Raw genomic sequence first — 24,417 nt, 5'->3', positions numbered from 1 at the left:
TGCCGCGTTGAGGACGTTCCCTACGAGCCATCGCGTAGCCCTAGAGCTGGAGGTGGATCCGCAACGCGTCGTCGAGCTGGGCCATCTCGCGCGCCGGGACCCGACCTATGACCGCCCCCAAGCGCTCCACGGACACCGAGCGGATCTGCTCGCCCTGCGCTTTCGAATCCACTTTCAGTCCAGTCTCATTCGCGGACAGCAAGACCTGGAACGCAAATACCCGGTCGACATTGCTGGTCACCGGCACAATCGTGACCACCCCACGACCCAGCCTGGCAGCGCTGGCATTGGCGCGGTCGTTGCTCACGATGACCGCAGGGCGACGCTTACTTGCTTCACTCGGTCGCGCGGGGTCCAAGTCGGTTAGGCGGATCTCACCGCGCAGCATCGGCAAGCCCGTCGCTCGCGGTGACCTCCCACGCGGACGCCTCGCCCGATGCGTCCCACTCGTCCCAGGCCGCTGCGTAAGCATCCTCCAACTCGGGGTCGCCCAACATCCGGATCGCTTTCTGGATCGCGGCGGAACGCGAGGACACACCCGCCACCTGGACGTACCGATCCAACACGGCGACGTCGTGGACGGACAGGCTGACACTCAACTTCATGACTCCAATACTACTCCGGTAGGACTCTAACTACTACCCCAGTAGCTTTACTTCTCTTGCCGCGGAGCGGCTGAAGTTCGGAGCCATCATCGGGTGCTCCGGAAGGGCTCGATGCGTACCGCGAACGTCCGGGCGTGCTTGTTAGGTAGGTGATCGTCGTTGCTGTGGCGTATCGCCAGGCCTCTCCGCGTCTTCATGCATTGCCGTCATACTTGAGGGGTGTGGCGCCGACGATGGGCAACGCTCGTTCTTCTGGCCGCTCCTGTGGCGGCGATCAACTCCTGCGCCACCCCGCCCACGGTTGAAGCTCCGACCGCCACACGGGCTTCAGCGGACAGACCAGGGTTGTTCCGCCAGACCTCACCCCGCGCCGCCGGCGCCGATCGGGTGTACTTCGACCACGCCACCGGTGCCGCGACGGGCCGGCCTCAGCTGCGCCAGGGCTCTCGACGACGCCCAGGCCGGCGACGTGCTCACCGTCTGGCGCCTTGGTCGTCTCGTCCGCTCGATAGGTGACCTCTTCGGGTGGTCCGCGGATCGCCAGCGTGAGGATGTCCTGGAACGCGACCGTCTCGAACCCATCCGGAGCCATCGCGTCGATGGCCATCTCGGCATCAGCGGGATGCTGCGAGTAGCGGGGTTCGGCCCCTCGGCGAAGCCTTGCATGGCGATGTTGCCGAAGAAGACGATCTGGCCCACCGGCCCGCACTGGGGGTCGACCTTGGTGAATGGCGCGGCCATGGAGGACGCCTTGTTCGCGCGGGAACGTCCGCCGGCTCTGGCCAGGAGGGCTTGACGGACCGGACGGTGACCCTCAGCGTCCGGTGAGGCAGGTGGGCCGTCGGAGCTGCGGCTGCTCACCCCAGCCGCGCGAGCACCCCGGTCTGGGCCAGCAACGCGAAGCGGTCGGGCACGCCCCAGTGCTCGACGATCCGACCGTCGACGATGCGGGCCTGGTCGAAGACCGTGATCTCGACCGGGCGCCCCGACGGAGGTCCGAAGAACGGGCCGGTGTTTCGGCCGCGCCCGCGCACCCGCACCCACACCCGGTCACCGTCCACGACGGACTCCTCGATGCTGAAGCGCATGTCGGGGAATGCGCCATGCACGTCGCGGATGGCCGCCTTGAGGTGGGCGATCGCCTCCGCGCCAGTACCCGCGAGGCCGAACTGGTGCTCCACGAGGTCCGGTGAGCAGAGCTCGTCGACGACCGAGTCATCGCCGACGGAGAACCCCTCGTCGAAGATGCGGTGCATGACGTCCACGGAAGGATGGCTGACCGACATGTTTTCTGCTCCTAAACCGCATGTCCGCGATTAGATTGACTCTAGGCTAAGTAGAATGAATATGTGCCTGACGATACGCCCGTGTCAAGGGAGAAACGCTCCTACCACTCGTCCGTGCGTGCCGACCGTGCCCGGGCGACGCGTCGCCGAGTGGTCGACGCGGCCACCACGCATTTCCTCGACGCCGGTTACGCCAGTACGTCTCTCGCCGCGGTCGCCGGCTCGGCCGGGGTCTCCGTCGACACGGTCTACAAGACGTTTGGCTCCAAGATCGGGCTGCTCAAAGCCGTGCTCGACGTAACAATCGGTGGGGACGACGCCCCGGTCGGTGTGCTCGAGCGAGCCGGGCCACAGGCTCTGCGTGAGGAGCCCGACCAGCGTGAGCAGGTTCGGATGCTGGCCTCCGGAGTCGCCGGGCAGCTCGAGCGCATCCGACCCCTCGACGACATCCTGCGCAGCGCGGCCGCGGTCGACCAGGAGGCGGCCGGCCTCCGAGAGGACATCCAGGTGCGGCAGCGGCGGGCCGCGATGCGGACGATCGTGGGGTGGATCGCCGTCCGAGGGCCGTTGCGGGACGGTCTCTCGGTCGAGCGTGCCGCGCAGGTGGTGTGGACCCTCACCTCTCCTGAGGTACACCTCCTGATGCGCGACACTGGTGGCTGGTCGCAGAAGTCCTACCGGGACTGGCTCGCGCAGGCACTGGCCGACGGGATCCTCGCGCGGTAGGAGTGAGCGGGTCAGCCCTCGGTCAGGTCGAGGCCCTGGTCCCAGAGCTGAAGGGGCGTACCACGGCGCCGCTGTCCGGGCTGTCGGACTCAGGGGGCTACTTCCGCCGCTCTGAGCGAACCAATCAACGCGATCGGCTTCTCGCCGACCGGACGAACCCAGACGGCGGACTGGTGCTGCACCGACGGGGCCAGTCGATCAACACCGATGCCGAAGCCGGAACCGTCGGTGCTCCACACCATCGCGGATGGCCGATCCTCAAGGCCCGTCCAGTTCTCTTCTTCGATGCGTGCCAGCGAGACCCCGGCACCGCTCAGATCTTGCAGAACTGGCGCCAAGGCCTGCTCAAGCACCTCGTTCATGACCACAGCGTCCCACCCCGGGCCACCTGGTTTTCACGAGGTTTCACCGTCACTTGTAGTGCTGGGGTTCCACGTGGGCTGACGCCGTCTGACCGGGCCAGCGCACGAACGGACCCTGATTTTGCAGTCATGGCCGCAGCGTCACACCGCTCAGCGAAACCGGGCCGCGAACTGGCCTGGCGTGATGCCGGTGGACATCCGGAAGTCGCGGGTGAAATGCGCCTGATCGGCGTATCCCAGCTCGGCCGCCACGGTAGACAGGTCGGCGTCACTGTCGCGCAGCCGGTCGGCCCCCTCCTGGAGCCGACGGCGACGGATCAGCCACTTGGGCGACAGGCCGATGCGCTTGTGCAGCAGGCGTTGCAGGGTGCGCTCCGAGATGTCGAACCGATCGCAGAGGTCATCTACGCGCAGCAGGTCGGGTGAGGTCTCGACCAGCTCGACGACGGCGTTGACGAGCTGACCCTCATCGTCGACCGGCAACCGGGGCCGCAAGGCATCCTCGACCGCCTCGCGAGCCTGCTCCTGAGCCGCCGGTGACTCCGGGTCGTTGCTCATCGCCTCGCGTACCCGCAGGGTCAGCTCCGCACCGCCGAGCCCCGGCACCGTCGACAGGTCGACGTGGTGGTCGGTCATCCGGCGTACCGGCTGCGCCGTGAGCAGGTAGCCGGCGGCGGGTGCCAGCATCAGGCCAACCGCCCAACCGCGACCCTCCAGTACGGTGTGGGACAGACCTGACGCCACCCCGTAGAAACGGGCGTAGGTGTTCGACACGACGATGAGGCAGACCGGGTACTGAAGCACGCTCTGAGGCGAGCTCTGCCCAGGTGGCACGGCCCAGACCGGAATCCAGAAGCGGCGCGCCAGACCGGCCAGGTCGGGGGACACGCTGGCACGCTCGATCGAGTAGCGCAGGTCGGTCGGGTCGACCAGGTGGGCGCGCTCGACGTCGTCACGAACCCGGGAACCCACCATCGGCATATGTCGGAAACTATCAAGACCGGCGCGTGGACGGGTGCCTACCCTCGAGAGGGAAGCCATCGAAGGAGCAGACACATGACCGTCACGTCCGACCGCTACGCCCAGCTCGCCGACCGCTTCGGCGCCGTCGTCGACTCCCTGACCCCGACCGACTGGGGGGCCGCTTCACCCTGCGAAGGGTGGGCGGCCAGCGACGTGCTCGACCACGTGATGAGCACCCAGCGCGACTTCCTCGCCCAGCACGGCGTCGACGCCGGCAGCAGCATCCCGGCGACGGTCGACCCGGCGCAGGCCTGGCACGCGCACGACCGCCACCTCCGGGAGCTGCTGGCCGACCCTGCCGTGGCCGACCTCGAGTACGACGGGGTCTTCGGCCGCTCGACGATCGGGGCGGCGATCACCACGTTCTACGGGTTCGACCTGATCGTGCACCGCTGGGACCTCGCCCAGTCAGCTGGGCACGACGAGATTCTGGATGCCGCTGAGCTCGACACGATCGAAAGGTCGGCCGACGGTTTCGGCGAGCATCTCTACGGCGAGGGCGTCTGCAAGTCCGCGGTCGACGTGCCCGACGGCGCCGAGCGCCAGGCCAAGGTGCTGGCCCGCCTCGGGAGGCGTTCGGGCGTGCCTGCCGCCTGACCGGCGCTGCTCAGGACACCTGTTCGTCGGCACGCACGGCAGCGCGGCGCATGGCATCGAGCACCCCCACCTGACCAGGGGTGCCACCGCGGCTCGAGGCGGGCGAGATGCCGTCGGTGTGGGCGATGAGCGCGATGTCGGGCTCCCCGTCGTGCCCGACCCGCGCCATCGACCAGCGGGCGAAGACTCGTTCGGGCACCATCTCGGTGCTGATCAGCTCGACGCTGTCGTGGCGCGGATCCGCCTTGATGCGGTCGAACAGCATCCTCACCTCGGGCTCGTCGCCTTCGAGGGTCTGCACGAACTGGTCACCGTCGACGAGCAGTGCCCCGGTCACGCCCAGGGCCTTGTTGTTCGAGCGGGCCTTCGTGAACAGCGCGCCCAGTGCGAGCTTGCGCTCGTCGGGAGAGATGCGGTCGCGACTGCGGTACATCAGCCGGAAGGTCTGTGAGTCGGTCATGGAACAGTCTGGCTCGCGGTCAGAGCCGGTCGACGTCTCACCTTGCGACATCCGACGACCCCCCACAGCGACGGCGACAGCGACGGCGCCAGCGACAAAGCCGCCCCGCTACCCCTGACTGAGCGGACGGACCGGTGCCAGGATGCCGTAGTCGCGGATCTTGCGGTAGATCGTGGCGCGAGACATGCCGAGGGCCTTCGCCGCCCGGGTCTTGTCGCCGTGAGCCTGCTGAAGCGCCGCGACCACCGCGTCGCGCTCGAGCGCCTCGATGTGCGTCAAGCGTCGCCGACTGACGGTGCGGGCAGCTGGCGGTAGGTCTTCGAGCACGATCTCGCCCGAGCGACGGTGCGCTGCGATCTCGCGGAGCACGCCGTCGAGCTCGGTCACGTTGCCGGTCCAGCTTCCCCTCACCATGGTGGCGATCACGTCCGCCGAGTAGGTCAGGTGCCCGTGCGGGTCGATCCGCCGCAGCAGGTGAGGAACGAGCAGGGGCAGGTCCCGCAGGTGGAGCCGCAGCGGCGGCACGTCGACCGTGCGCGGAAAAAGGTCGAGCAGGGGCAGCAGGTGGAGCTCGTCGGCGCCATCGGCGAGTGTTGCTGCCACCCAACGTAGCTCGCTGCCGGGCTTGGCCTTCGCAGCCTGCAGCGCTTCGGCGGCCGCGTTGAGCCGGTTGGCGTCGAGAGCCTCCGTGTGAGTGATGACGACGCCCGTTGAGCTGCCGTGGAGAGCGACGGCCAGCTCCCGGGCCCAGGCGGATGCCGTGCGCTCGACTGCGGCGTCAAGCACCGTGACCTGGCTGCCGGGGTGAAGACGAAGATGGACCGCGCGCAGCACGGCGAGCTTGCCAACGCCCCTTTCGCCGCGAACGACGAGCCACTCGTCGTTCCGGGCGGCCGTCTCCACCTCACGACAGCAGTGTGCCCACACCGGATCGGTGCCCACGATGCCGGGCAGGCCGGCATCCGAGGAGTGCTCGATGTTCGGACGCCGACCGGTCCACGCTTCGGCGAGGCTGACGCTGACGACCGTCCCCTTCTCGTCCTCGCCCACCGACTGCGCCTGCAGGCGGGCCCGAGTACCAGAGGGCAGGTCGATGTCGATCTGCTTGCGGTTGCCGTTCACGAGCGACTCGAGGGCGTGCGTCACCATCGCCGACTGGTCGTCGGGGGAGAGGCGGGTGCGAACGCTGTCACCGAGGATCACGGTGTCACCGGTCACGGCGAAGACGATGCCGGACGAACGGCGCGAAGCGCGCAGGTAGGCCTGGAGCAGCTTGAGCTGGCCGTCGCCGGCGCCCGCGGTCAGCTCCTGTCGGATCTGGGCCACGGCATTCTTCGCGAGGCTCAGCAACAGGGGGCCGGCGTCACGGGTCCAGCAGGTCAGGTTGAGCACCCCGACCGTGCGACCGGTCACCGGGTGTTTGATCGGAACCGCCACGCACGAGAGGCGCTCGAGGTTCTCGACGTAGTGCTCGTGCCCGAGAACAGCGACGGGGCCGCCCATCTCGAGGGCAGTGCCGATGCCGTTCGTGCCGACACTGTCCTCGCCGTAGCAAAAGCCTGGAGCCAGCTCGACCATGTCGAGGTAGCGGTCGAGCTCGGGCTCGCCGCTGCTGCGCGAGAGGACCAGCCCGGTGTGGTCAGACAGGATGATGCTGACGGCCTGTCCTTCCATCTGCTCGCGCAGTGCCCGGAGCACGGGCCGGGCGCTGCGGGTGAGGCCCATCTCAGGGTCGATGTCGTCCTGGAAGGTGTGCACCACGCGGTCCGCCGGGACGTCCTGCTCGCGCGAACGACGCCACGAGGCGAGGATGTCACCGCGTACGCGAGCCGGGTCGAGGGGCTCGCCCGCGAGGAACCGCTGGCGGTCGCGGGCGACGAGGTCGCCGCGGTCGGCACGGTCGCGATCGGTGGGTCGGTCTTTTGCAGGAGAACGCATCATGTGGCTTCACCTCCGCGACCCGGCCGGGTCACTGTTCGGGGCGCCCCCGCCACGCCCCCACGACGAGCGCTGTCGTGATCCTTGGGCAATGGTACGCACCCGCCGGATTGCGCCAGTGTCTCAAAGTGAGACGGCGCCCCTTCACCGCTGCGGTAGACCGATGCCACCGTGGTGGTGGACCCGTCGCAGCTGGCCCACGAACCTGACGAACACGTCTTGGAGGCTGTCGTGAATGAGCGGATCGATCGTTTTGCGGAGTCCGAGCCGAAGGCCGACCCGGTCGGTACCAAGGCTGCGGCTGTGGTGCACAACGAGACGTACAACCCCTGGAGCGTGGTCAGCCTCGTCTTCGAGCACCTCGTCGACCAAGGTCTGCACCCGGTGCTCGGTGAGAGCGGCGACCCTGGTGCTCCCGCACGAGAACTACTGGCAGCACTGGGGATCGAGCCACGGGCCGAGGGTAACCGAGAGGTCATGAAGCGAGTGCATGCTCAGCTGGACGAGCTGCGTGCCGCCGTTTTCGAGACACCGTGACCAGGCTGCTGCCCGTCTCAGAGTGAGACCGCGGATGCCGTCGGGGATGGGTTCACTAAGACTCGGACGGCTACCCCGAAGGTCGTCGTCTTCCACGGACCCGAAGGAGTGTCGATGAGTCGCCAGAGCATTGCGAAGGCTCACGAGAAGATCCAAGAGCTTGCGTGGGAGCCGCTCTACCACGAGCCGGTCTCCCAGTACGGGACGGACTACACCTTCGCCAAGGCGAAGAAGAAGGACCCCCTCAAGCAGGTGCTGAGGTCGTACTTCCCCATGCAGGAGGAGAAGGACCACCGCGTCTACGGCGCGGCCGACGGAGCGATTCGCGGCAACATGTTCCGCCAGGTCGAGGAGCGCTGGCTGGAGTGGCAGAAGCTGTTCCTCAGCATCATCCCGCTGCCCGAGATCTCGGCCGCCCGCGCCATGCCGCTGCTGTTCCGCAACGTGCCGAACCCCGAGCTGCACAACGGCCAGGCGATCCAGATGATCGACGAGGTGCGTCACTCGACGATCCAGCAGAACCTCAAGCGCCTCTACATGAACAGCTACATCGACCCGGCCGGCTTCAACAGCAGCCTGAAGAACTTCCAGAACGACTACTGCGGCACGATCGGCCGCCAGTTCGCCGAGGGCTTCATCACCGGTGACGCGATCACCGCCGCCAGCATCTATCTGACGATCGTGGCCGAGACCGCGTTCACCAACACCCTCTTCGTCGCCATGCCGGCCGAAGCGGCCGCCAACGGTGACTACCTGCTGCCCACGGTGTTCCACTCGGTGCAGTCCGACGAGTCACGACACATCAGCAACGGCTACGCCACGCTGCTCATGGCGCTCGCCGACGAGGGCAACCACCAGCTGCTCGAGCGTGACCTCCGCTACGCATGGTGGAACAACCACCGCGTCGTGGATGCCGCCATCGGCACCTTCATCGAGTACGGCACCAAGGACCGCCGCAAGGACCGAGAGAGCTACGCGGAGATGTGGCGTCGGTGGATCTACGACGACTACTACCGCAGCTACCTGGTGCCGCTCGAGAAGTACGGCCTGGTCATCCCGCACGACCTCATCGAGGAGTCGTGGAACCAGATCTGGAACAAGGGCTACGTGCACGAGGTCGCCCAGTTCTTCGCTACCGGCTGGCTCGCCAACTACTGGCGCATCGACCCGATGACCGACAAGGACTTCGAGTGGTTCGAGTACAAGTACCCGGGCTGGTACGACAAGTACGGTGCCTGGTGGGAGAACTACAGCCGCCTCGCCACCCCGAACGGCCACAACCCGATCATCTTCGAGGACGTCGACTACGTGTACCCCAGTCGCTGCTGGACCTGCATGGTGCCGTGCCTCGTTCGTGAGGACATGGTGATGGCCGAGGTGGGCGGGCAGATGCGCACCTACTGCCACGAGGCCTGCCGCTGGACCGATGTCGAGGCCTTCCGCCCCACCTACCAGGGCCGCAACACCCCGAACATGGGTCAGCTCATCGGCAAGCGGGAGTGGGAGACGCTCTACCACGGCTGGAACATGGCCGACGTGGTGACCGACATGGGCTACGTGCGCGACGACGGCAAGACGCTCGTGGCGCAGCCGCACCTCAACCTCGACCCGAGCAAGATGTGGACCCTTGACCACATGCGCCGCTGCCCGCCCTTCGCGAGCCCGAACGTGCTGCTTAACGAGATGACCCCTGAAGAGCAGCTGGCCTTCCACGCTGACTACATCCGTCAGGGACCGGGAGGGCGTCCGGCACCCGCCGCGGTCTGATCCGTCTTAGCACGGGACTCCCCACCGCACGGCCGGGGGAGGCGCGACCATCGTCGCGCCTCCCCAGGCCTCACCTGAGAGGTTCAAGACAAGCATGGGCGAGACACACGTCGTGCGGTTCGAGCCGGTAGGCATCGAGATCGAGGTGCAGGAAGAGCAGACCGTGCTGCGAGCGGCATCCGAGCAGGGGCTGATGCTCATGCACGGGTGCAAGGAGGGCCAGTGCGCGGCCTGCAAGTCGTTCGTGCTCGACGGCGATGACATCGAGCTCGACAAGTACTCCTCGTTCGCCCTACCCGACTTCGAACGGGAGGAGGGCTACACGCTGCTCTGCCGGGCGCACGTCTACGAGGACGTGACGATCGAGCTGCTCAACTACGACGAGGAGATGATCCACTCCGGGCTGCCGATCCAGACGGCGACCATGGAGGTGGTCTCCAACGAGCTCGTCACCCCCGACCTGCACAGCCTCGTGCTCTCGTTGGTCGAGCCCACCGAGTTCGCCTTCTTCCCAGGGCAGTACGTCGAGATGACCGTTCCCGGCACCGATGTCACACGGTCGTTCTCCATCGCCAACTGCTCCGCGAAGACCAGTGGCCAGCTCGAGTTCGTGATCCGGGCCTACCCCGACGGTGCGTTCTCGCACCTGCTGGGCCACTCGATGGGCCCGGGGACCAAGGTCGAGGTCGTGGGCCCGTTCGGAGTGTTCACCCTGCGCGAGGGTCGCGACAGCGACATGGTGTTCGTCGGTGGGGGCGCCGGCATGGCCCCCGTGCTGTCGGTCTTGCGACAGCTCGCCGAGAAGGGGAGTGACCGCAAGATCACCTTCTACTACGGCGCTCGACGTCGCCACGACCTCTGCTTCGAGCAGGAGCTGGCTTCCCTCGGCGAGAAGCTTCCCGGGTTCCGTTACGTACCAGCACTTTCGGAGCCGGATGACGCCCCTTGGAACGGTGAGACCGGCCTCATCACCGACGTCGTGAGACGCCACGAGAGCGAGCTGGATGCCGCTGACTGCTACGTCTGCGGGCCCCCGCCCATGGTCGAGGCCGCCATGGAGACGCTCCTGCAGCTGGGGGCGACCGACAAGCACATCTACTACGACAAGTTCACCACCACCGGAATGTCCTGATCGCACGAGCAAAGGCGGACCAGATGACCACCACGACCGAGCGGAGCCTTCCGCAGCCGCGCTTCACCGACGCGGAGGCCGGCGCCAAGGAGTTCCCCGACTCGACGGCGCGCAACTACAGCTACTTCACACCGCAGAAGCGCAAGCAGACCCACTACGAGGACGTCACGGTCGAGGTGCAGCCCGACCCGCGCCACTACCTGAGCCAGGGCTGGCTCTACGGCTTCGCCGACGGCCAGGGTGGCTACCCGCTCGAGTGGACCGCACTCAAGGCGTGGGGTTCAGACCGCCCGGTGCCCGAGCGGTTCCCGGGATCGGGTGGCAAGGGCTACGACTGGCCGGCCCACGGCTGGCACGAGTTCCGCGACCCGAACGAAGAGTGGGAGATGACGTTCTACCGCTACAACTCCAACGTGGTGCGCCAGATCACCCAGAACGTCGACAGCGCCCGTGAGACGAAGGCCTTCGAGCAGTGGAACCCCAACTGGGTGCAGTTCGTGGAGCGCAACGTCGGCGCGTGGATGCACGTGGAGCAGGGACTTGGGCTCTACCTCTTCGCCAATGCCAACCGGCGGGGTCCCACCAACATGCACAACACGGCGATGGCGGTCAACAGCATGCACCGCCTGCGGTTCGCCCAGGACCTGGCCCTCTACAACCTCACCCTGAGTGACGAGATCGAGGCGTTCGACGGGGAGGCGCACATCGAGACGTGGAACTCCGACCCGGCCTGGCAGGGCGTGCGGCGGGTCGCCGAGCAGCTGACGGCGGTCGACGACTGGGCGGAGGCCGTGTTCGCGGCGAACATCGTGTTCGAGCCGCTCGTCGGCGAGCTCTTCCGCAGCGGGCTGGTGCAGCAGGCGGCGCCACGCAACGGCGACTACGTCACCCCCACGGTGGTGGGCGCCGGCGAACACGACTACGCCGAGCGCGACCTGCGCTACACCTTGGCCATGTTCGACCTGCTGGTCAACGACAAGGAGTTCGCGCAGCACAACAAGGACCTGATGAACCAGTGGCTCTCGACCTGGACCGAGCGCTGCATCAAGGCCTCCCGAGACCTGCAGCCCCTGTGGTCACAGCCGGACGCCAAGCCGCCCCGGTTCGAGGACTCCCTCGACCGCGTGAAGAGCCGCTTCAGCGAGATCCTGCGCCAGCTGGGCCTCGACGACCCGAAGGAGCTGACCCTGTGACCACGTTCACGACCGCAGAGAGCCCGTTCAAGCGCGACAGCAGCCCGTCGAACAAGTGCGGTGTCACCCTGATGAACAACCAGGTGGGGGCGGTGGTGGCCGAGGTCATGGGCACCAAGCCCGACGTGACCGTCACCCCGCTGCCGTCGATGATCCGCCTCGATGCCGTCGGCCGGATGGACTTCGACTACGACGAGCTCTCGGAGGCGCTCGGCGAGGAGGAGGGCTTCTTCGACGCAGCCACCTTCGAGGAGAACATGTCGACCCACTACGGCCGGATGATCCACCTCGACGACCGCACCATCATGTTCGCCAACCCCGAGGACGCCGCCGAGTACATCGGCTTCGACCTCACCGCCAACTGAGGGAGAAGCTGATGTACGAGAAGAATGGCGAGAAGTACTTCATCGTCGACAGCCACATGCACTTCTGGGACGCCAGCCCCGAGAACTGGGTGGCGGGGCACGAGAACTACGCCAAGGGCTGGATCGACTGCTTCCACGCCTACCAGTCGCTCGGCCCGCCCGAGACGCACTGGTCGATCGAGCACTTCCAGAAGCCCTCCGAGGAGGACCTCATGAAGGACGTGTTCGAGGACGGTCACGTCGACGTGGCGATCTTCCAGCCGACCTACCTTCTGGAGTGGTACCGCAACGGGTTCAACACGACCGAGCAGACCGGCGCCCTGGCCGAGAAGCACCCCGGCCGGTTCGTGGTGAACGCCCGGTGGGACCCGCGCGAGGGCGACGCCGGCCTCAAGCAGCTCGAGGAGGACGTCAAACGATGGGGTTCCAAGGGCGTCAAGCTCTACACCGCCGAATGGAAGGACACCTCGCGCGGCTGGACCCTCAAGGACCCGGAGGCCTACCGGTTCCTCGAGCGCAGCCAGGAGCTCGGCATCAAGAACGTGCACGTGCACAAGGGCCCGACCATCTGGCCCCTCGACAAGGACGCGTTCGATGTCTCTGACGTCGACCACGCCGCGACCGACTTTCCCGACCTCAACTTCATCGTCGAGCACGTCGGGCTCCCTCGCATCGAGGACTTCTGCTTCATGGCCACCCAGGAGCCGAACGTGTACGCCGGGCTCTCGGTCGCTATCGGCGGCCTCATGCACGCCCGACCGAAGTTCTTCGCGAAGGTGATGGGCGAGCTGCTGTTCTGGGTCGGCGAGGACAAGATGACCTTCGGCAGCGACTACAACATCTGGGAGCCGAAGTGGCAGATCGAGGGCTTCGTCGACTGGGACTACCCCTCTGACGAGTTCTCCGACTACCCGAGACTCACCACCGACACCAAGAAGAAGATCCTCGGCCTCAACGCCGCGCGTCTCTACGACATCGAGGTGCCGGCCGAGTGCCAGCTGTCTTCCGCCTCCAGCGAGCCGGCGTCGCAGGACGACGCCGCGCTGGTTACTCAGGAGGAGGCACGGGTGTGACCGCCACCGCCACCAACCCGACCGGAACGACAGCCACGACCGGCGATGTCGACGACACGGCATCCGTCACGGCTCGGGTGGTGGCGGCGCTCGGCACCGTGCGAGACCCCGAGCTCGACGAGTCGATCACCACGCTCAAGTTCGTGGCGTCGTGCACGGTCGACGAACGGGGGACGGCGCAGGTACGGCTGCGGTTGCCGACCTACTTCTGCGCGCCCAACTTCGCGTATCTCATGGTGGCCGACGCCCACGACGCGGTCAGCGGGGTCGACGGGGTGAGCCGGGCCAGTGTGGTGCTCGACGACCACTTTGCCTCTGACGCCATCAACGCGGGGGTGGCTGCTCGAGCGGGGTTCGTCGCCTCGTTCGAGGGGGAGGCTGTCGACGAGCTCGACACCCTTCGGGCCGACTTCGTGCGCCGGGCCGTGCTCGCCGGCACCGACCGGGTCTGCCGTCCCATGCTGGCAGCCGGTACCCCCGCGAGCGCGTTCGCCGGCATGACCCTCGGCGACGCGCCGCACACGCCCGACCGAGAGCGGTTGAGGCAGCGGCGGGCCGAGCTCGGTCTTCCCAGTGGTGACGACTCACCGCTGGTCGTCGATGCCGTCACCGGCGAACGGGTCGTCGACACTGACCTGCCGATGCACCTCAACCGCAGCCGACTGACCCGGGTGAGCGCCGAAGCCAACAGCGGCGTGTGCCGCGGCTTGCTGCGTGATCGCTACCCCGAGACCGCCACCATCAGCTCCCCGGATTCGACCCATACGGAGGCAGCGTCATGAGAGCAGTCCGACTGCACGGTTATCACCAGCAACCCGTGGTGGAGGAGGTGCCGGACCCCGTCGCGAAGAACCCGCTCGACGTCGTGGTGAGGATCGGCGGAGCGGGTGTCTGCCGCACCGACCTGCACATCATCGAGGGCCAGTGGGACGCGGCCATGTCGCCGACCCTGCCCTACACGATCGGTCACGAGAACGCCGGCTGGGTCGAGCAGATCGGTTCGGGAGTCACGAACCTCGAGGTCGGTGACACCGTGATCCTGCACCCGACCCCGACCTGCGGCCTCTGCCGGGCCTGTCGAGCAGGGCAGGACATGCACTGCTCGAACAGCTCGTTCCCCGGGCTCGACAGCGACGGCGGCATGGCCGACTACCTGCTGACCTCCGCCCGCGCCTGCGTGCGGCTCGACCCGGCCACCCGGCCCCAGGACGTGGCCGCGCTCGCCGACGCCGGCATCACCGCCTACCACGCGGTGCGCAAGGCTCTGCCGCTGCTGTATCCGGGCACCACGGCTGTCGTCATCGGGGCCGGAGGCCTGGGCCACATCGGCATCCAGTGCCTCGCGGCACTCAGTGCGACGAGGGTCATCGTCGTCGACCGCAACGGGGACGCCCTCGCACTGGCGAAGCGCCTCGGCGCGACCGAGACGGTGCTCGCAGACGGTTCGCAGGTCGAAGCCGTCACGGACCTGACCGGAGGCGAAGGCGCCGACGTCGTGTTCGACTTCGTGGCGGAGGAAGGCGCCGAGAACGAGGGGTTCGCGATGACCCGTCCGGGTGGCTCGTACTACGTCATCGGCTACGGCGGAACGCTGACGGTGCCGACGCTCGACATCATCTCGACCGAGCGCAACATCGTGGGCAACATCGTCGGCACCTTCAACGAGCTCGCCGAGCTGATGGTGCTCGCCGAGGCCGGCAAGGTGACGCTGCACACCAAGGCCTACTCGTTGGACGATGCCCCCCAGGCGCTGGCCGACCTGGCCGCCGGCCAGGTTCGTGGGCGCGCGATCCTCGTTCCCTGACGGCATCCGGACCGCAGCGTCCACCGATCACCGCAGCCGTTCCACTCCGACGACCACTCACCAAACTACCCAGGAGGACCCATGGCCAAAGACCTGCGATTCGGCCCCGAGGCCCGACGGCTGCTGCAGTCGGGAGTCGACCAGCTCGCCGAGGCGGTCAAGTCGACGCTCGGGCCCAAGGGGCGCAACGTCATCCTCGAGAAGATCACCGGCTCGCCGGTGGTGACCAACGACGGCGTCACGATCGCCCGCGAGATCCACCTGAGTGACCAGTTCGAGAACATGGGCGCGCAGCTGGTCAAGGAGGCGGCCATCAAGACGAACGACATCGTCGGTGACGGCACGACCACGGCGACGGTCATCGCCCAGGCCATCATCCGAGAGGGGATGCGGGCGATCGACAAGGGTGGCAACCCGGTGCTGGTCAAGCGCGGCATCGACATGGCCGTGGCGACCCTCGTGACCCACCTGCGCAGCGTCGCGCACCCGGTGGAGTCGCGTGCCGACTTCGCCCGGGTGGCGGCGATCTCGGCCAACAACGACGAGCTGGTGGGCAACGTTCTCGCTGAGGCGCTGCACACCGTGGGTGACGGCGGCATCGTCACCGTCGAGGAGTCGTCGGAGCACGGCATGAGTGTCACGTTCGTCGAGGGGTTCGAGTACGACAACGGCTACCTCTCGCCCTACCTGGTCAGCAACTCGGCCAGCCTCGAGGCGGTGCTCGACGACCCGTACATCCTGCTGTGCAGCGAGAAGATCACCTCCGTTCAGCAGCTGATGCCGATTCTCGACAAGGTGATGCGGGCGCCGCGCCCCCTCGTCGTCATCGCCGAGACAGTAGAAGGCTCGGCGCTCAGCATGTTGGTGCACAACCACGTCAACGGGGTGTTCCAGGCCGTCGCCACGAGGGCGCCCGGCTTCGGCGACCGTCGGCTGCGCAAGCTCGAGGACATCGCCACCATCACCGGCGGGCAGGTCTACAGCAAGCACTCCGGCTTCAGCCTCGAGAACATGACCCTCGAGATGATGGGTCGCGCCCGCCAGGTGCGGGTGACGGCCGACCGGACGGCGATCATCGACGGAGCCGGCAAGCCCGATGACGTGCAGTTCCGCATCACCCAGCTGCGCGCGGAGATGGAACGGGCCAGCTTCGGCATCGACGAGGATGTGCTCACCGAGCGCATCGGCTCGCTCTCGGGCAAGGTGGCGGTCATCAAGGTCGGGGCGCCGACTAACGCCGAGCTGGCCGAGCTGCAGCACCGCGTCGAAGACGCCCTCTCCGCGACCCGAGCGGCGATGGCCGAGGGAATCGTCGCGGGCGGGGGAGTGGCGCTGATGCACGCGGCTCCTGCTCTCGACGCGCTGCAGCTGTCCGACGACTACGCGATGGGCGTCGACATCGTGCGTCGCGCGCTCACCGAACCGACCTTCCTCATCGCCTCCAACGCCGGCTACTCCGGTGCGGAGGTCGTGGAACGGGTCTCCGAAATGGGGGTTGATGGCGGGTTCGACGCCCTCAGAGGGGTGTTCGGCGACATGATCGAGATGGGCATCATCGACCCGCTGCGAGTGTGTCGCTCGGCCCTTCAGAACGGCGCTTCCGTGGCCGGTCTGCTGTTGACCACCAACACGCTGATCGCCGAGGAGCAGACGCCCTGGGGCGGGAGCCGATCACTCATGACCGAGTTCGGTGCCCTCGACGGGGGGCTGCACCAGCCGTCACCCGACTCGAGCACCCCGCAGTCGCTCGGCCTCGGGCCGTCGGTCGGCTGATGACGGCCGACCTGACCCACGTTCGAGCCCTGCTCTCGCCGGAGGCGCTCGAGCTGGCCGACCTGTACGCCGTCTTCGACGAGCTCGAGGTCGTGCTGCGCTGCTGTGAACGGCTGATGGTGGAGATCGAGCGCCGACCGCAGCCCCCGGAGGAGGTGCAAGAGGGTGACCGCACTCGTATCGAGGGCGCGGATGCTCCGGATGCTCCGGATGCTCCGGATGCCCCGGATGCCGGAGATGACAACGACGGCGTGGTGATCGAGGGTCTCTGGACCCTCGCGCTGCTGTCGTACCGTCGGGCGTTCGCGCCGGGTGCCCTGCCGGGAACCGGGCGTCTCACGGGCGATGACCTGCAGGCCGTTCAGCCGGATGCCGCGGCCACCGAGTGGCATGACCTGCTGCTGCGCCTGCGGGCCCACCACGCCCACGAGCGACTCAACCCACGAGAGGAGTTCGCGGCCGGGGCCGCCCAGGAGGAGGGCGGTCGGGTCGTTGGCATCGCAGTCACCTCGAGGCGCCAGCCCCCGGTCGACGACGTCACCGTGCGTCAGACCGGAGCGCTCGCCTACTCATTGCGTCAGCTGGTCGGCCGACGCATCAGTGAGTCGGAGGCCGCCCTGCTGGAATCGGTCTCGAGCCTCTCCCGGAACGAGCTCGACGCCCTCGCACCGCTCGACATCGCCCCGCCGAGCGCCGCCAGTCTCAACTGAGGGGGGTCTCCCAGCCGTTGCGGGTTGGCCCGGTGGTGCCAAGGTGGGGGGATGAGTGGACCCCTTGCCGATGTACTCGTCGTCGACCTGTCACGGGCCCTCGCCGGGCCGCACGCGACGATGATGATGGGCGACCTCGGGGCGCGGGTGATCAAGGTCGAGACGCCAGGTACGGGCGACGACACCCGAGGCTATGGGCCACCGTTCGTCGGCGACGGGGCCGCTCGAGAGTCGACGTACTTCCTGGCCGCCAACCGCAACAAGGAGTCGATCGCCCTCGACCTCAAGGATGCCGCCGACCGTGAGGTGCTGCACGCGCTCGTCGACCGGGCGGACGTGCTCGTCGAGAACTTCCGCACCGGCGTGCTCGAGCGGTTGGGCCTGGGTATCGAGGTGCTGATGCGGCGCAACCCGCGCCTGGTCGTGCTCTCGATCACCGGTTTCGGCCACGACGGGCCCGAAGGCGGCCGCGCCGGCTACGACCAGATCGCCCAGGGCGAGGGCGGGCTCATGTCGTTGACCGGCCCCGGCCCCGACGACCCCCAGCGAGTCGGGGTGCCGATCGCCGACCTGCTCGCTGCGATGAACGGCGCCTACGGGGTGGTGGCGGCTCTGCACGAACGGCATCGCACCGGCGTGGGCGTCGTGGTGCGCACCTCGTTGCTGGCCTCGGCCGTCGGGGTGCACGCCTTCCAGGGGACGCGCTGGACCGTGGCCGGAGAGGTCGGCCGGGCGCAGGGCAACCACCACCCGTCGATCGCCCCGTACGGGCTGTTCCACTGTCGTGACGGGGCCGTGCAGATCGCGCTCGGCAGCGAGAGCCTCTGGCAGCGGTTCGCCGTCGCCTTCGGCCTCGATCCCGACGCCGAGGGCCTGGCCACCAACGCCGAGCGGGTCGAGGCGAGGCCCCGTCTCATCGCCGTGGTCGAGGCCGCCTTCGCCGACTGGGATGCCGCTCCGCTGCTGGAGCGGCTGTCGGCCGAGGGCCTTCCGGCCGGACGCGTACGCACCGTCGACGAGGTCTACGACTGGGACCAGACCGTGAGCCAGGGGCTGCGGATCGAGGTCGACCACCACACGCTCGGACGGATCACCCTGCCGGGGCCGCCGCTGCGGTTCTTCGGGCCGCACGGGCAGGAGGCGACCCGCCACGACCACCGGCCACCGCCCACGCTCGACCAGCACGGCACCGGCATCCGGGACTGGCTCGCCGATGACGCGTGAACCGAGCGCACGCCCGAACTGCGCGTCAGCGCGACCAGAGGTACTCCACCTCGGGGCGGCCGGCCCCCGCGTAACGGGAGCTGCGGGTCACCTGCCGGTTGTCGCTGAGGTACTCGGCGTAGCGGCGGGCGGTGACTCGGCTCACGCCGACCTGCTCGGCGATCTCGGACGCCGAGCGCCCGCCCTCGGCCTCCCGCAGAACCCGGGAGACCCGTAGGAGCAGCTCCTCGCCCATGCCCTTCGGCAGCCGGGTGTCGACCGGGCTGCGCGGCCCGGCGAACACGTCGTCGACCTCCGACTGTGAGCCGAGCTCGGCCACGTCGGCGAGCTGGTCGCGGTAGGCGCGATAGGCGAGTAGACGGTCGCGCAGCGTGGCGAAGACGAACGGTTTGAGCAGGTACTGCACCACGCCGAGCGACACCGAGGTGCGAACCACGTCGAGGTCTCGGGCCGAGGTGACGGCGATGACGTCGGCGCGGTAGCCCGCCGCGCGCATCGCGCGCACGACGTCGAGCCCGTGCCGGTCCGGCAGGTTCAGGTCGAGCAGCACGACGTCGACCGGGCTCTGCCGGAGAACGCGCAGGGCGTCGCGGTTGGTCCCCACCGTGTCGACCACGACGAAGCCGGGCACCCGCGAGACGTACTCCGTGTGGGCCTGCGCGGCGATGGGCTCGTCCTCGACCACCAGCACCCGAAGATCGTGGTCGTCACTCATTCCCGAGCCTCATTCCCGAGCCTCACGCCCGGTCCGGCAGCGGGAAGCGAACCGTGAAGGTGGCACCCGGCGGGCCCGACACCTCGAGGTGGCCACCGAGCCGAGTGACCGACTGCGCGACCAGGGCCAGCCCGATGCCCCGTCTGCCGGCGCTGCCCTGCTCCTTGGTCGAGAAGCCCCGCCGGAACGCATCGTCGACCCCACCTGGCGGGAGCCCCGGACCGGTGTCGGAGACGACGAGCACGGCGCAGCCGCCACCTTCGTCGCCGTCGCTCGGATGGCTGCTGGCCGAGATGGTCACCCGTCGCACGCCGCTCGACAGGTCGACCGCCGACACCGCGTCGAAGGCGTTGTCGAGCAGGTTCCCCACGATCGTGACCACATCCCGGGTCGGCGCGATGTCGGGTCGCCACGTGGAGTCCGGAGCGATCTCGAAGTCGATGCCGCGTTCGTGTGCCTCGGCGGCCTTGCCGAGCAGCAGTGCAGTGAGGGCGGGCTCGTCGACCGCGCCGACCACACTGTCGGTCAGGCGCTGGCTGACCTGCAGCTCGTCGGTGGCGAAGTCGAGAGCCCGGTCCGCATGACCGAGCTCGATGAGGCTGATGATGGTGTGCAGCCGGTTGGCGGCCTCGTGCGCCTGGGAGCGGAGGGCCTCGGTGAGTCCGCGAGCCGAGTCGAGCTCTCCCGTGAGTGCTTCGAGATCGGTGCGGTCACGCAGCGTGGCGACCTGACCCAGCAGCCGACCGTCCCACTGGGCCGGGGCGGTGTTGACGACCAGCACGCGCGCCGCGGTCACGTGCAGCTCGTCCTGGTGCGGCCCGGCATCCCCCAGCACCGTCGCGAGGGGTGCGGCGAGCCCGAGGTCGCCGACGGCCCGGCCCACCGCATCAGGGGGCAGGTCGAGCAGGCGCACCGCCTCGTCGTTCGCGAGGCGGAGGCGGCCGTCGAGGTCGGTGATCACCAGGCCCTCGCTCACGGCGTGCAGCACCGCGTCGTAGTACTCGTACATCTCGCGCAGCTGGCGCTCGTCGAGACCGTGGGTCTGGCGACGCACTCGGCGCGCCACCAAGGCGGTGCCCAGACCCGACAGGAGGGCGGCGGCCAGGCCGGCGAGGAGCAGCCCGGGCAGCCGCGACCGCACCTGCTCGCCGACCGCCGTCTTGCGGATGCCGACCGACACGAGGCCTACGACGGTGCCGTCGTCGGTGACGGGCACCACGACACGGGCCGAGGGGCCGAGGGTGCCGGTGTAGTCCTCCTTGACGATGCCGCCCCGCTGGGCCGCCTCGATGTGGCCCAGAAAGCGCTTGCCGATCTGGCTGGGGTCGGGGTGGGTGTACCGGATGCCGTCGAGGGTCATGATGACGACAAAGTCGGTTCCAGACTCCTTGCGCACCCGCTCGGCGTACGGCTGGAGCGGCGCGGTCGGTGACGGCCCTGACACGGCGTCGATGACGGAAGGCGTGAGGGCGATCGTCTCGGCCACCGCCGTCGCCCGGTCGATGGCACCATCATCGGCGGTGCGCTCGGCCTGCAGCCAGGTTCCGACCAGGCCGGCCGCCACGACCACGACCGCGATGCCGACCTGCAGCACGAACGTCTGTGTCGCGACGCTCCAACGCGCCGGCAACAGCCGGGTCGGTCGGGCCCTGCCGAAGAGGGCACTCACGGTCGCCCCACCGGAACGGGGCCTCGCCGGGTCTCGAGTGGGCTCGAGAACTCAATGAACACAACCGTGACCCTAGTCACCCTCGCCGCCATAGTCGGATCAGCCGGCCCGGCAGACCCGGGCCCCGACCACCCTCTGAACGCCCGACCCTGCCCGACCTGGAGGTCACCGTGAGCAGCACCGCCGACAGCGCCGTCGACACCACGACGAAGAAGCGCGACCGCACGCACTATCTGTACATCGCCGTCATCGTGGCCATGCTCCTGGGCATCGCGGTGGGCGCCATCTTTCCTGAGGTGGGCAAGAGCCTCAAGCCGCTCGGCTCGGGGTTCGTGAACCTCATCAAGATGATGATCACCCCGATCATCTTCTGCACGATCGTGCTCGGCATCGGCTCGGTGCGCAAGGCCGCCCAGGTCGGCCGGGTCGGTGGGCTCGCCCTCGGCTACTTCGTGGCGATGTCGACCGTCGCCCTGGGCATCGGGCTCGTCGTGGGCAACATCGTCAAGCCGGGCGCCGGCCTCGACCTGACCGACGCGATCACCGCGTCGGGAACCTCTCAGGTGGCCAAGACCTCCGAGACCACGGCCGACTTCCTGCTCGGCCTGATCCCCGACACCCTGGTGTCGGCCCTGACCTCGGGCTCGGTGCTGCAGGCCCTGCTCGTCGCCCTGCTCGTGGGCTTCGCGCTGCAGAAGATGGGCAAACAGGGTGAGCCGGTTCTGCGCGGAATCAAGCACCTCGAGCGGCTGGTCTTCCGGCTGATGGCGATGATCATGTGGGCCGCACCCGTCGGCGCCTTCGGCGCGATGGCCGCTCTCGTGGGGGCCACCGGCCTCGAGTCGCTCAAGAGCCTGGGTCTGCTGATGCTCGCCTTCTACGCCACCTGCATCATCTTCGTCTTCGGCTTTCTCGGGTCCGTCCTCAAGATGGTCGCCGGGATCGGCGTCTGGTCGCTGATGAAGTACCTCGCCCGCGAGTTCCTGCTCATTCTCTCGACGTCGTCGTCGGAGTCGGCCCTCCCGCGGCTCATCGCCAAGATGGAGCACCTCGGCGTCTCGCGACCGGTCGTCGGCATCACCGTGCCGACCGGCTACTCCTTCAACCTCGACGGCACCGCGATCTACCTGACGATGGCCAGCCTCTTCATCGCCGAGGCCATGGACAAGCCGTTCAGCATCGGCCAGCAGGTCTCGCTGCTCGTGTTCATGATCATCGCGAGCAAGGGCGCGGCCGGAGTCAGCGGGGCCGGCCTGGCCACCCTCGCCGGCGGACTGCAGTCGCACCGGCCCGACCTGGTGCCCGGCGTCGGCTTCATCGTCGGCATCGACCGGCTCATGAGCGAGGCCCGCGCCCTGACGAACTTCGCCGGCAACGCCATTGCCACCGTGGTCATCGGCACCTGGGTCGGTGAGATCGACCGGGAGCAGGCGGATGCCGTGCTCTCCGGGCAGCGCCCGTTCGACGAAGCGTCGATGTTGGACAACGACGATGACGACTCGGTCGAACCGTCAGGGCCCGATCCGGAGCACGACCTGGTGCCGTCTACACGCTGACCCCCACCGGCGTCAGTCACCCGCAGTCGCGCCACCGCTCTCGAGCGGTGGCGCCGGCGTGCTCAGGCGTCGAGCTGCAGGACGATCTTGCCCCGAGCGTGCCGAGTGGCCACCTTCGCCAGCGCTTCCCCGGCATCCTCGAACGCGAGCACCTGTTCGATCTCCACCCGAACCTCACCGGCGGCCACGTCGAGCATGAGCCGGCTCAGCTCGTCACCCACATCCGCGCTGTGCGGAACCACCTGCACCACGATTCCCCGCTCCGGTTCCAGTCGGTCGCCCGAGATGCTGATGAGACCGCCACCGTCGCGGACGACACCGAGGCTGCCGGTCGAGGTGTCCGGTTGCACGGCGATCGCAGCGTCGACACCACCCGGCATCCACCGGAGAACCTGAGCCGCCCAGCATGGGTCGCGGTAGTCGACGGCCAGCTCGGCGCCGAGGGAGCGCAGGTAGTCGCGGTTGCCCTCGGAGGCGGATGCCGCCACCCTCCACCCCCGCCGGACGGCCAGCTGGATGGCGAGGGTGCCGATGGCCCCTGACCCGCCGGCGATGAACAGCGAGCCCGCGGCGGGGCCCAGGGCCCGCAGCGCGCGGAGAACGGTGTTGCCGGCAACCGGAAGGGCAGCCGCCTCGACGAAGCTCATCGTCTCAGGGACCGACACGATGAGGCTGTCGGCTCGCACCGCCACGAACTCGGCCCACGTTCCGCCCTTGGGCTGCATCGAGCTGACGAACGCGACCCGGTCGCCCGGGTGGTGTGCGGTGACGGCGAGTCCCGCCGTCTCGACGACCCCCGCCGCCTCGATCCCGATCGGGTAGGGGTAGGTGGCGTCGCCGGGCAGGAAGTACGAGTCGTGGATGCCGACGCCGACCGCTTTCACCCGCACGAGCAGCTCGTCAGCAGACGTCGCGGGCGGGGCCACCTCTGCGAGCTGCGGCAGCTCGGCTCCGGCGTAGGGCAGGACGAAGGCTTTCATGATGAGAATGGCTCCACGGTAAAAGGATCGGCGTGGCCCGGATGCCGGGCCGCGGGCGCTCGGTAGCGCTCCGACCCTACTTGCTGAAGCCGGCCGTGAGCCCGCTCAACAGCTGGCGGCGACCGACCACGTAGAGCACGAGAATGGGCAGCGTGGTGAGCACGACCGAGGCCAGCACAGCGGGCACGTTGACGCTGTACTGCCCCTGGAAGGTCCAGAGGGCCAGTGGGAGCACGCGAAGGTCAGGGCTCTGGGTCAGCACCAGGGGGAGCAGGAAGCCGTTCCAGATGCCGAGGGCGTTGTAGATCGTGACCGTCACGAGAGCGGGGCGGGTGAGGGGCAGCGCGAGCCGCCACAGCGTCTGCCACTCGCTGCACCCGTCGAGGCGCATCGACTCGAACAGCTCGTTCGGCACGTCACGCACGAAGTTCGAGAGCACGAGCACAGAGAGCGGGATCGCGAAGGCGATCGAGGGCAGGATCAGGGCGAGCAGGGTGTCGTAGAGGTGTAGCCGGATGATGAGCAGGTAGACCGGGATGATCGTTGCCTGAAGCGGAATGGCCAGACCCATGAGGAACAGCCCGTTGACCGACTTGAGGAAGCGCCCACGGCCACGCACGATCGCGAAAGAGGCCATGAACGAGACGAACACCGCTGGCACGACGGCGCCGACGGTCACGATCACGCTGTTGAAGAAGTAGCGGACGAAGTTGGACTCGATGACCAGGCGGTAGGAGTCGAGGGTCGGGCTGGTCGGCGGGGCGAACGGGTTCGTCACGAAGTAGACGCTCTGCGGCTTCAGGCTCGTGATGACGATCCAGTAGATCGGGATGATCACGATCGCGAGCCAGAACCAGCCCGCGAGGCCACCGATCCAGTTCAGCTTCGCGGCGCGGCGTCGAAGGGTGGTGACGGCCGTCAT

Annotated in this window: 25 protein-coding genes; 14 read left to right on the top strand and 11 right to left on the bottom strand. The window is 68.2% G+C overall.

Features of this window, described 5'->3' with window-relative positions:
* Positions 1 to 40: 40 nt before the first annotated feature.
* The 3 genes from BA895_RS17850 to BA895_RS17835 form a co-directional block, all read right to left on the bottom strand.
* Entirely contained in the window at positions 41 to 388 is a 348-nt protein-coding gene (locus BA895_RS17850) for a type II toxin-antitoxin system PemK/MazF family toxin (protein ID WP_070193186.1), read from the bottom strand.
* The gene (locus BA895_RS17845; protein ID WP_070193185.1) at positions 375 to 605 is read right to left on the bottom strand and encodes a ribbon-helix-helix domain-containing protein; all 231 of its coding nucleotides are present in this window, start codon (positions 603 to 605) and stop codon (positions 375 to 377) included. Before BA895_RS17845 ends, BA895_RS17850 begins: the two co-directional genes overlap by 14 nt.
* Positions 606 to 1,462: 857 nt before the next feature.
* A complete protein-coding gene (locus tag BA895_RS17835) occupies positions 1,463 to 1,891 on the bottom strand; it encodes an ester cyclase (protein ID WP_070193183.1) in 429 nt (142 codons plus the stop codon).
* Between the two features lie 114 nt (positions 1,892 to 2,005).
* Here BA895_RS17835 and BA895_RS17830 point away from each other — a divergent pair, with 114 nt between their 5' ends.
* Positions 2,006 to 2,617 carry a TetR/AcrR family transcriptional regulator gene (locus tag BA895_RS17830; protein WP_175442370.1) on the top strand — a complete coding sequence of 204 codons (612 nt, stop codon included), beginning with the start codon at positions 2,006 to 2,008 and terminating at the stop codon, positions 2,615 to 2,617.
* A gap of 89 nt (positions 2,618 to 2,706) precedes the next feature.
* Here BA895_RS17830 and BA895_RS17825 read toward each other — a convergent pair whose 3' ends face one another.
* Both BA895_RS17825 and BA895_RS17820 read right to left on the bottom strand, forming a co-directional pair.
* Positions 2,707 to 2,979 carry a hypothetical protein gene (locus BA895_RS17825; protein WP_139142747.1) on the bottom strand — a complete coding sequence of 91 codons (273 nt, stop codon included), beginning with the start codon at positions 2,977 to 2,979 and terminating at the stop codon, positions 2,707 to 2,709.
* A gap of 150 nt (positions 2,980 to 3,129) precedes the next feature.
* Positions 3,130 to 3,960, bottom strand: a complete 831-nt coding sequence (locus BA895_RS17820; protein ID WP_070193180.1) for an AraC family transcriptional regulator — start codon at positions 3,958 to 3,960, stop codon at positions 3,130 to 3,132.
* Between the two features lie 75 nt (positions 3,961 to 4,035).
* Between BA895_RS17820 and BA895_RS17815 the strand changes: the two genes are divergently transcribed.
* Positions 4,036 to 4,599, top strand: coding sequence for a maleylpyruvate isomerase family mycothiol-dependent enzyme (locus BA895_RS17815; RefSeq protein WP_070193179.1), 564 nt, complete (start codon positions 4,036 to 4,038; stop codon positions 4,597 to 4,599).
* Positions 4,600 to 4,609: 10 nt separating this feature from the next.
* On the opposite strand, the gene BA895_RS17810 is transcribed toward BA895_RS17815, so the two are convergent.
* Complete coding sequence (locus tag BA895_RS17810) at positions 4,610 to 5,059, bottom strand: BLUF domain-containing protein (protein WP_175442369.1); 450 nt, start codon at positions 5,057 to 5,059, stop codon at positions 4,610 to 4,612.
* 108 nt (positions 5,060 to 5,167) lie between these two features.
* Positions 5,168 to 7,000: a sigma-54-dependent Fis family transcriptional regulator gene (locus BA895_RS17805; RefSeq protein ID WP_083283494.1), complete on the bottom strand. Its 1,833-nt coding sequence runs from the start codon at positions 6,998 to 7,000 to the stop codon at positions 5,168 to 5,170.
* A 228-nt stretch (positions 7,001 to 7,228) separates the two neighbouring features.
* Here BA895_RS17805 and BA895_RS17800 point away from each other — a divergent pair, with 228 nt between their 5' ends.
* The 11 genes from BA895_RS17800 (at position 7,229) to BA895_RS17750 (ending at position 18,575) form a co-directional block, all read left to right on the top strand.
* The gene (locus BA895_RS17800; RefSeq protein WP_217493939.1) at positions 7,229 to 7,534 is read left to right on the top strand and encodes a hypothetical protein; all 306 of its coding nucleotides are present in this window, start codon (positions 7,229 to 7,231) and stop codon (positions 7,532 to 7,534) included.
* A 114-nt stretch (positions 7,535 to 7,648) separates the two neighbouring features.
* Positions 7,649 to 9,301 (top strand): methane monooxygenase, encoded by a 1,653-nt coding sequence (locus BA895_RS17795; protein ID WP_139142746.1) that lies wholly within the window; start codon positions 7,649 to 7,651, stop codon positions 9,299 to 9,301.
* A 94-nt stretch (positions 9,302 to 9,395) separates the two neighbouring features.
* Positions 9,396 to 10,433, top strand: a complete 1,038-nt coding sequence (locus BA895_RS17790) for an NADH:ubiquinone reductase (Na(+)-transporting) subunit F (protein WP_070193177.1) — start codon at positions 9,396 to 9,398, stop codon at positions 10,431 to 10,433.
* A 23-nt stretch (positions 10,434 to 10,456) separates the two neighbouring features.
* Positions 10,457 to 11,626, top strand: a complete 1,170-nt coding sequence (locus tag BA895_RS17785) for a toluene hydroxylase (RefSeq protein ID WP_070193176.1) — start codon at positions 10,457 to 10,459, stop codon at positions 11,624 to 11,626.
* Positions 11,623 to 11,991, top strand: coding sequence for a propane 2-monooxygenase effector subunit MimD (gene mimD / locus BA895_RS17780; protein ID WP_070193175.1), 369 nt, complete (start codon positions 11,623 to 11,625; stop codon positions 11,989 to 11,991). Before BA895_RS17785 ends, mimD begins: the two co-directional genes overlap by 4 nt.
* Positions 11,992 to 12,002: 11 nt before the next feature.
* The gene (locus BA895_RS17775; RefSeq protein ID WP_070193174.1) at positions 12,003 to 13,064 is read left to right on the top strand and encodes an amidohydrolase family protein; all 1,062 of its coding nucleotides are present in this window, start codon (positions 12,003 to 12,005) and stop codon (positions 13,062 to 13,064) included.
* Positions 13,061 to 13,846 carry an iron-sulfur cluster assembly protein gene (locus BA895_RS17770; protein WP_070193173.1) on the top strand — a complete coding sequence of 262 codons (786 nt, stop codon included), beginning with the start codon at positions 13,061 to 13,063 and terminating at the stop codon, positions 13,844 to 13,846. Before BA895_RS17775 ends, BA895_RS17770 begins: the two co-directional genes overlap by 4 nt.
* The gene (locus BA895_RS17765) at positions 13,843 to 14,868 is read left to right on the top strand and encodes an NAD(P)-dependent alcohol dehydrogenase (RefSeq protein ID WP_070193172.1); all 1,026 of its coding nucleotides are present in this window, start codon (positions 13,843 to 13,845) and stop codon (positions 14,866 to 14,868) included. The genes BA895_RS17770 and BA895_RS17765 overlap by 4 nt, the downstream gene beginning before the upstream one ends.
* 81 nt (positions 14,869 to 14,949) lie before the next feature.
* The gene (groL, locus tag BA895_RS17760) at positions 14,950 to 16,641 is read left to right on the top strand and encodes a chaperonin GroEL (RefSeq protein ID WP_070193171.1); all 1,692 of its coding nucleotides are present in this window, start codon (positions 14,950 to 14,952) and stop codon (positions 16,639 to 16,641) included.
* Positions 16,641 to 17,351, top strand: coding sequence for a hypothetical protein (locus BA895_RS17755; protein ID WP_070193170.1), 711 nt, complete (start codon positions 16,641 to 16,643; stop codon positions 17,349 to 17,351). Before groL ends, BA895_RS17755 begins: the two co-directional genes overlap by 1 nt.
* A gap of 51 nt (positions 17,352 to 17,402) precedes the next feature.
* On the top strand, positions 17,403 to 18,575 hold the full coding sequence (locus BA895_RS17750) for a CaiB/BaiF CoA-transferase family protein (RefSeq protein ID WP_070193169.1): 1,173 nt from the start codon (positions 17,403 to 17,405) through the stop codon (positions 18,573 to 18,575).
* A 25-nt stretch (positions 18,576 to 18,600) separates the two neighbouring features.
* On the opposite strand, the gene BA895_RS17745 is transcribed toward BA895_RS17750, so the two are convergent.
* Positions 18,601 to 19,290, bottom strand: a complete 690-nt coding sequence (locus BA895_RS17745; protein WP_070193168.1) for a response regulator — start codon at positions 19,288 to 19,290, stop codon at positions 18,601 to 18,603.
* 22 nt (positions 19,291 to 19,312) lie between these two features.
* Positions 19,313 to 20,959: a sensor histidine kinase gene (locus tag BA895_RS17740; RefSeq protein ID WP_070193167.1), complete on the bottom strand. Its 1,647-nt coding sequence runs from the start codon at positions 20,957 to 20,959 to the stop codon at positions 19,313 to 19,315.
* A 170-nt stretch (positions 20,960 to 21,129) separates the two neighbouring features.
* Between BA895_RS17740 and BA895_RS17735 the strand changes: the two genes are divergently transcribed.
* Entirely contained in the window at positions 21,130 to 22,515 is a 1,386-nt protein-coding gene (locus BA895_RS17735) for a cation:dicarboxylate symporter family transporter (RefSeq protein WP_070193166.1), read from the top strand.
* 62 nt (positions 22,516 to 22,577) lie between these two features.
* Here the strand turns inward: BA895_RS17735 and BA895_RS17730 are convergent, their stop codons facing one another.
* Positions 22,578 to 23,495: an NADP-dependent oxidoreductase gene (locus tag BA895_RS17730; protein WP_070193165.1), complete on the bottom strand. Its 918-nt coding sequence runs from the start codon at positions 23,493 to 23,495 to the stop codon at positions 22,578 to 22,580.
* A gap of 76 nt (positions 23,496 to 23,571) precedes the next feature.
* Positions 23,572 to 24,417, bottom strand: coding sequence for a carbohydrate ABC transporter permease (locus tag BA895_RS17725; RefSeq protein WP_070193164.1), 846 nt, complete (start codon positions 24,415 to 24,417; stop codon positions 23,572 to 23,574).

Origin of the sequence: Humibacillus sp. DSM 29435, from assembly GCF_001758225.1 — a bacterium.
Lineage (GTDB): Bacteria > Actinomycetota > Actinomycetes > Actinomycetales > Dermatophilaceae > DSM-29435.
The sequence above is the reverse complement of the archived record's forward strand: the minus strand, read 5'-3'. Positions and strand labels throughout refer to the sequence as shown.

Coding starts and splice junctions, on each gene's coding strand:
- BA895_RS17850 (WP_070193186.1), bottom strand. CDS start 388: ATGCTGCGCGGTGAGATCCGCCTAACCGACTTGGACCCCGCGCGACCG.
- BA895_RS17845 (WP_070193185.1), bottom strand. CDS start 605: ATGAAGTTGAGTGTCAGCCTGTCCGTCCACGACGTCGCCGTGTTGGAT.
- BA895_RS17835 (WP_070193183.1), bottom strand. CDS start 1,891: ATGTCGGTCAGCCATCCTTCCGTGGACGTCATGCACCGCATCTTCGAC.
- BA895_RS17825 (WP_139142747.1), bottom strand. CDS start 2,979: ATGAACGAGGTGCTTGAGCAGGCCTTGGCGCCAGTTCTGCAAGATCTG.
- BA895_RS17820 (WP_070193180.1), bottom strand. CDS start 3,960: ATGCCGATGGTGGGTTCCCGGGTTCGTGACGACGTCGAGCGCGCCCAC.
- BA895_RS17815 (WP_070193179.1), top strand. CDS start 4,036: ATGACCGTCACGTCCGACCGCTACGCCCAGCTCGCCGACCGCTTCGGC.
- BA895_RS17810 (WP_175442369.1), bottom strand. CDS start 5,059: ATGACCGACTCACAGACCTTCCGGCTGATGTACCGCAGTCGCGACCGC.
- BA895_RS17805 (WP_083283494.1), bottom strand. CDS start 7,000: ATGATGCGTTCTCCTGCAAAAGACCGACCCACCGATCGCGACCGTGCC.
- BA895_RS17795 (WP_139142746.1), top strand. CDS start 7,649: ATGAGTCGCCAGAGCATTGCGAAGGCTCACGAGAAGATCCAAGAGCTT.
- BA895_RS17790 (WP_070193177.1), top strand. CDS start 9,396: ATGGGCGAGACACACGTCGTGCGGTTCGAGCCGGTAGGCATCGAGATC.
- BA895_RS17785 (WP_070193176.1), top strand. CDS start 10,457: ATGACCACCACGACCGAGCGGAGCCTTCCGCAGCCGCGCTTCACCGAC.
- BA895_RS17775 (WP_070193174.1), top strand. CDS start 12,003: ATGTACGAGAAGAATGGCGAGAAGTACTTCATCGTCGACAGCCACATG.
- BA895_RS17765 (WP_070193172.1), top strand. CDS start 13,843: ATGAGAGCAGTCCGACTGCACGGTTATCACCAGCAACCCGTGGTGGAG.
- groL (WP_070193171.1), top strand. CDS start 14,950: ATGGCCAAAGACCTGCGATTCGGCCCCGAGGCCCGACGGCTGCTGCAG.
- BA895_RS17755 (WP_070193170.1), top strand. CDS start 16,641: ATGACGGCCGACCTGACCCACGTTCGAGCCCTGCTCTCGCCGGAGGCG.
- BA895_RS17750 (WP_070193169.1), top strand. CDS start 17,403: ATGAGTGGACCCCTTGCCGATGTACTCGTCGTCGACCTGTCACGGGCC.
- BA895_RS17745 (WP_070193168.1), bottom strand. CDS start 19,290: ATGAGTGACGACCACGATCTTCGGGTGCTGGTGGTCGAGGACGAGCCC.
- BA895_RS17730 (WP_070193165.1), bottom strand. CDS start 23,495: ATGAAAGCCTTCGTCCTGCCCTACGCCGGAGCCGAGCTGCCGCAGCTC.
- BA895_RS17725 (WP_070193164.1), bottom strand. CDS start 24,417: ATGACGGCCGTCACCACCCTTCGACGCCGCGCCGCGAAGCTGAACTGG.